The 5,705-nt window shown below is 70.1% G+C and carries 5 protein-coding genes and 2 pseudogenes; 3 read left to right on the plus strand and 4 right to left on the minus strand.

Translation table 11 applies throughout. The features are described 5' to 3' along the window. A partial coding sequence (locus KGQ19_RS46985; RefSeq protein WP_212021858.1) for a hypothetical protein occupies positions 1-199 on the plus strand: 199 nt, incomplete at its 5' end. A gap of 54 nt (positions 200-253) precedes the next feature. On the opposite strand, the gene KGQ19_RS46990 is transcribed toward KGQ19_RS46985, so the two are convergent. Next, positions 254-991: a phosphotransferase family protein gene (locus KGQ19_RS46990; RefSeq protein ID WP_368862261.1), complete on the minus strand. Its 738-nt coding sequence runs from the start codon at positions 989-991 to the stop codon at positions 254-256. A 57-nt stretch (positions 992-1,048) separates the two neighbouring features. Further along, positions 1,049-1,849, minus strand: a complete 801-nt coding sequence (locus KGQ19_RS46995; protein ID WP_212021862.1) for a GntR family transcriptional regulator — start codon at positions 1,847-1,849, stop codon at positions 1,049-1,051. An 89-nt stretch (positions 1,850-1,938) separates the two neighbouring features. On the opposite strand from KGQ19_RS46995, the gene deoC reads away from it, so the two are divergent. Further along, positions 1,939-2,667, plus strand: a complete 729-nt coding sequence (deoC, locus tag KGQ19_RS47000; protein ID WP_212021864.1) for a deoxyribose-phosphate aldolase — start codon at positions 1,939-1,941, stop codon at positions 2,665-2,667. Between the two features lie 135 nt (positions 2,668-2,802). Here the strand turns inward: deoC and KGQ19_RS47005 are convergent, their stop codons facing one another. Continuing rightward, positions 2,803-3,081 (minus strand): type 2 periplasmic-binding domain-containing protein, encoded by a 279-nt coding sequence (locus KGQ19_RS47005; RefSeq protein WP_212021866.1) that lies wholly within the window; start codon positions 3,079-3,081, stop codon positions 2,803-2,805. On the opposite strand from KGQ19_RS47005, the pseudogene KGQ19_RS53230 reads away from it, so the two are divergent. Beyond that, positions 3,071-3,730: pseudogene (locus tag KGQ19_RS53230) on the plus strand (aminotransferase class I/II-fold pyridoxal phosphate-dependent enzyme); the annotation flags it as partial. The gene KGQ19_RS47005 and the pseudogene KGQ19_RS53230 sit on opposite strands and share 11 nt — an antisense overlap. 388 nt (positions 3,731-4,118) lie before the next feature. On the opposite strand, the pseudogene KGQ19_RS47015 reads toward KGQ19_RS53230, so the two are convergent. Further along, a pseudogene (locus KGQ19_RS47015) lies at positions 4,119-5,705 on the minus strand (BTAD domain-containing putative transcriptional regulator); the annotation flags it as partial.

Genomic DNA, 5,705 nt, shown 5'->3' on the forward strand with positions numbered 1-5,705 from the left:
GAGACAGGCCCTGCCCTGCGTCCGAAAACCACTCGCCGCCGCCCCCGGCCGCGCGGATAATCGCCCGCCTGGCGCCGGTGATCCGCCACCGCGCCCGGTGCGCTACGCCGGTGCCGGGTACCTGATCTACTACATCGGACTGGGACTCGCGGCGGCCCTCAGCGGCCCGTCGCACACGGCGAAGGCGCACGCGAGCTGATACTCCGGCTGACGTCCGATGCGGCTGGCCTGATCCGGCTGGTCTGATCCGGCGTCAAATCAGAGACCTGAGCACATCGACTTCGCAACCGGGCAGGAACGGGTCGAAGCCGTGCTCGGTCAGCCAGCGGATCACCACCAGGCTGCGGTGCGCCCACCAGCCCCGGATCACGTCGAGGTCGACGTCACCGCCGTAACCGGCCAGCAGGTCCCCGACCCGCTCGGGCTGCCCGAGTGTCAGCGTGGCGAGATCGTACAGCGCGTCCCCGCGCGCCGCCTCGGACCAGTCGATGATCCCGGTGACCCGGTCGCCGTCGACGAACACGTGGGTGATCTGCAGATCGCCGTGCACGAACGCCGGCTTCCACGGCCGCAGCGCGGCCTCGGCGACCTGGCGCCCGCGCGTGACCACGTCGGCGGGGAGCACCTCGTTCGCGAGGAGCCAGTCGCACTCGGTCTCCAGCTCCGCCGAAAGCTTGTCGAGGCCGGGACCGGGCCATGGCGGCAGCGGCGCCTCGTGCAGCGTGCGGATGGCGGCCCCGGCCGCACCCCAGGCCGCGGCCGACGCCACCGACGGCTCGCCCAAGCGCCCCAACACCGTCCCGGACACCGCGGCCAGCGCCAGCACCGGCGGCTTCCGCCACAGGACCTCCGGGGTCGGAACCGGCACCAGAGCCATCGCCTCGACCTCCCTAGCGGCGCGCGCCTGGTTCCCGTCGACCTTCAGGAACACGTCGCCGACCCGCAGGGTCGTGCGCTCGGTATGGGCGACGATCACTTCGACCTCTTGGATCATTTCGACCTTCTGGATCACTTCGACCTCTTGCACGCCGGCCATTATCGCGGGACGTCAACTCACCTGGACGGCGAAGTCGACTTTGAGCGCGTAGCGGTCCGCGACGTAGGAGCTGACTGTGTACTCCAGCGGGTCGCCGTGCTGGTCGACGATGGAGCGGGTCTCGACGAGCATCGGGGTGGTCGGGGCGACGCCGAGTTCGCGGGCGTCGCCCCCGGCGGTGCGGGCGGTGAGGATCGAGGAGCCCAGGGTCGGGTTCAGGCCCAGCCGGCGGAGTGCGTGGTGGAGTGAGCCGGTTTCCAGATCGGCGGTCAGCAGGGTACTGAGGGTGGGAGTCGCGGGGAAGGTCGCGCGCTCCAGGGCGATCGGGGTGTCGTCGAACAGGCGGACGCGGGTGATGGCGACGACTTGAGGCGGCGCGGGGGCCGACTCCGATGTGGAGGTCGAGGCTGAGGCTGAGGCTGCTGTGGAGGTCGAGGCTGAGGCTGCGGTCGCCGGGTCGCTGACCTGGTAGAGGGCTGCGATCTCGGGCGGCGTGGCGTCGCGCACAGTGGCTTCCAGGACCCGGGAACGCGGGGTCTTGCCCTCGGCGCGCGCCTGGTCGTGGAAGCTCAGCAGGATGCCGACCGGCCGCGCCGCCGCGCCCTTCCGCACGAAACTGCCGCGCCCCGGTACCCGCTCCAACATCCCGTCGCGCTCCAGCCCGGCCAACGCGGCCCGCACCGTCATCCGCGAAACCCCGAACTCCTCCGCGAGCTGCGGCTCGGAGGGGAACGGGTCGCCGTCGTCCGCCGTGGTGAGGCGGCGGCGGAGCTGCTTCTCGATGCGCTCGTAGAGGGGCTGTGATGCGGCCATGGCGATAAGTGTATAGGCTGTCTAGACAGTTGTCTCGCGGAGGCGCCTGACCTGCGTGCTGACGCGCCGTCCCGATGAAGGAGAACACCATGGCCATACCTTCGATCGACGTCCCACGCTGGGACGGCCCGCTGCCGACCCGCGACGAGGCGGCGAAGATGATCGACCACTCGCTGCTGCGTCCCGAGCTCACCCCCGCGGACATCCTGGCCGGCTTGGCCACGGCGCTCGCCTACAGCACGGCTTCGGTCTGCGTCCGGCCGACCGACGTAAAGGCGGCGGCCACGGCCCTGCGCGGCACTCCGGTCGCCGTCGGCACGGTAGTGGCCTTCCCGCACGGCAGCGGCACCACGCCGACGAAGGTCTTCGAGACCACCGAGCTGATCGCACTCGGCGCCGACGAAATCGACATGGTCATCGACATCGGCCGCCTCCGCGCCGGCGACACCGCCTTCACGCAGGACGAGATCGCGGCAGTGGTCGAAGCGGCAGCCGGCCGCCCGGTAAAGGTGATCTTCGAGAACTCCTACCTGACGCAGGAACAGAAGGTCGCGGGCTACCGCGCGGCCGAGTCGGCCGGCGCGGCCTTCGTGAAGACCAGCACAGGCTTCGCCGACGGCGGGGCGACGGCGCAGGACATCGCCCTGATGCGGCGCACCGTCTCACCCGCGGTACAGATCAAGGCGGCCGGCGGTGTCCGAACCCTGGACGCCCTCCTGGAACTCAACCGCCTGGGCGCCACCCGCTTCGGCGCCACGGCCACCGCGGCGATTCTCGATGATGTGGAGGAGCGTCGTCGGTTGTTGGACGTCAGATAACTGGCCCCAAACCTCCACAGGCATAGCTACGAAGCCCAAAACCGCCAACAAGGAGGCGATCATGGGGATTGAGCTCGAACTGCACTCCAAGCGGCCCGCGTGGACAGAGTGGGAAACGTCCAGGGCTACCGTCCTTCAAGGGCCCGAGATGGTGGCGATCCTCTCCGCAAGGAAGTCCCGCAGCAGCCTGACGCGGCTGACGTCGGCGCGTTCGGGGACGATCAGCATGTTCAGCGGCGAGGGTGCGCACGTGTAGTCGGCCAGGACGAAGCGGAGGCGGCCGTCGTGCAGCAGTGTGAAGGTCGCCAGGTGGTGGGTCCCGTGTTGGTCGGTCAATGTGAGTTCGGTGCTTCGGGGGATGTTCGTCCGGCGGATCACATCGTGGTCCGACAGCTGCTCGGGGGTCTGCGGCACGCAGCGCCTGCACACCGATCTGGAGGCGCGGCTGTCGGAGTACCTGGGGACCGAGTCGACGGTCCTGTATTCGTCGTGCTTCGACGCCAACGGCGGGTGTTCGCGACGGTGCTCGATGAGCGGGACGCGGTGGTCTCCGACGAGCTCAACCACGCCTCGATCATCGACGGCATCCGCCTGTCCAGGGCCCGGCGGCTCCGGTACCGCAATCGCGGCATGGCCGACCTCGAGACGCAGCTCGCTTCGTTCCTGCCACCGCTCGCCGGCGGCTGATCGTGACCGACGGCGTGTTCTCCATGGACGGCCACCTGGCCCCGCTGCCGGCGATCTGTGACCTCGCGGACCGGTACGACGCGCTGGTCATGGTCGACGACTCGCACGCCGTGGGGTTCCTCGGCCCGTCCGGCGCGGGTACCCCGGAACTGCTCGGCGTGCAGGACCGGGTCGACGTCCTGACCGGCACGCTCGGCAAGGCGCTCGGCGGCGCCTCGGGCGGCTACGTCAGCGGGCACGCGGGCATCATCGACCTGCTCCGCCAGCGTTCCCGCTGGCGCAGGAGGGATTCCGGATTCTACCGGGGGAGCACCCGATCGTGCCGGTCATGTTCGGTGATGCCGGGCGGGCGGTCCGCGTCGCTGAGCGGATGCTGGGGTGGCTTCGTGGCGGCGAGGCAGGCGGAATAGGGCTCGGGGTATGCGGTCTCTCCGCGACTATGCCTCAGATAACGGGCCCCAAACTTCTTCAACATAGATAGTCCCGATAGCCCTCACAAGAGCTCTAGGGAGCCGCCTTCGGCGGCACTCAACTAATAGAACCAGCCAGTTTGCGCGGACTGGAATCGCTGGTGTGCTGCCGACAGGGGAGTGGCCGGTGGATGAAAGCAAGCACGCTGACTCCGGTCGCTGCGGAAACCCGGTCGCTACCTCGCGGTGGTCTCGGTGACGACTGCCGACCCCAGCGGGCATGGGCCCCGGCGATGGCAGCGAAGTGAAGCCGCGCCAGAGTCCGGGTTCACGGTTTCAATTCGCTGCCATCGCTCACTCTTCGCCCTCTTCGCCGACTTCGTCGAAGCCTCGCGGAGCCCTGGGCTCGATGCCGAGGTAGTCGGCCATGGCGACCAGTCCCTCCTGTCGTGCCATCGCGCGCCCGAGGGCGAACGCCGCGTCGTACGCCTCGCCTCCGAGCTGCGCGCGTACGCTCTGCCTGGCGCCCGCACGGTCCGGGTCGCCGAGGTCGGTACCGCCGCGCAGGGCGTCGGCTGTGCCGAGGAGTCGGGCCGCGCCGTGCGGGTCGCCGGTCGCGTCGGCGTAGGTGGCGATGCCGATGGCGATGCGGGACAGGACCGGCATGTCGTGGGCTGCGGTTCCGAAGACGTACGCCTCGTGGAGCGCTTGCCTCGCCTTGGCCCGTGCGACATCGGTGTCATCAATGCCACAGGCGTCACCGGCGCCATAGGCGTCATTGGCGTCCGCGTCCTGGTGGGAGGCGGCCGAGTACAGCAGCGCCTGCGTCACTTCCCGTAGCGCCAGCAGCTGCGGCGGCCCTTGCCACTGTCCGCGTGTGATCTCGTGGGACTCCCGCAGGTTCTCCCACGCCGTGTCGGTGTCCCCTTCGTAGCGGGCGATGTCGGCCAGGCCGATGTACGCCAGCAGCATCGCCGAGTGGGAGCGGTTCTGGCGGGCCGATTCCAGGATGGAGTTCACCAGGGCCTTGGCTTCGTCCTGGTTGCCGATGCGGGCCAGGACGGTGGCGCGCATCATCTGGACCTGTGCCGCGTCGTCGGCGGCGTTGATCTCGTGGAGCAGGGTCAGCGCCTCGTCCTGCAGTTGCATGGCCCCGGCGGCCTCGCCGTCGGCCATGGCCATGCCGGCGAGCACCGACAGGGAGGCGGACAGGCCCCAGCGTTCGCCGATCTCGGCGAAGCGGCGGCGGGCTTCTTCGAGGTCGCGGCGTTGGGTGAGGAGGTCGCCGCTGTTCTCGGCGGCCATGCCGCGCATCAGGTGCAGCATGCCGCGGACCCAGGGGTCGGGGTGGTTCTCGTGGACGGCGACGGCGGCGACGACCGCGGACAGGTCGTCGGTGATGATCGGGATGGTGCAGGCGGCGATGGCCAGCAGCGGGTTGTCGTACGGCAGGCCGGGGTCGTCGACGACGCCGGCCAGGGCGTCGGTGATGTCGCTGAGCGCGGTCCAGTCCTGGGCGCTGAACAGGCCGGTGAGAGCGTGCAGGATGGTGACCACGGCGTGGGCTTCGGCCGGTGAGTCGCCGTCGACGGACAGGGCCAGGGCGAGCCAGGCGCGGCCTTCGGTGGTCTGGCCGATGATGGACCAGTACCAGGCCAGGGCGGCGGCGAGGCGGATCGCGGTGTCGGCGTCGCCGCTGTCGGCGGCGAAGCGCAGGGCGGCCAGGATGTTGTCGCGGTCGGCGTCCAGGCGGGCGAGCCAGGTGAGTTGTTCGCGGCGGCGCAGGTGGGGCTCGGCTTGTTCGGCGAGGTCGCGGAAGTAGCGGGCGTGGGCGCGGCGGACCTCGGCGATGGCGCCGGCCTCGGTGAGGCGTTCGATGCCGTATTCGCGCAGGGTCTCCAGCATGCGGTAGCGGGGTGCGGGGTCGGCGTGGGGCGCGCG

Origin of the sequence: Catenulispora pinistramenti, from assembly GCF_018274385.1 — a bacterium.
GTDB classification, from domain to species: domain Bacteria; phylum Actinomycetota; class Actinomycetes; order Streptomycetales; family Catenulisporaceae; genus Catenulispora; species Catenulispora pinistramenti.

Bases quoted from the DNA above. Each gene is read 5' to 3' on its own strand.
- KGQ19_RS46995 (WP_212021862.1), bottom strand. From the start codon at position 1,849: ATGGCCGCATCACAGCCCCTCTACGAGCGCATCGAGAAGCAGCTCCGC.
- deoC (WP_212021864.1), top strand. From the start codon at position 1,939: ATGGCCATACCTTCGATCGACGTCCCACGCTGGGACGGCCCGCTGCCG.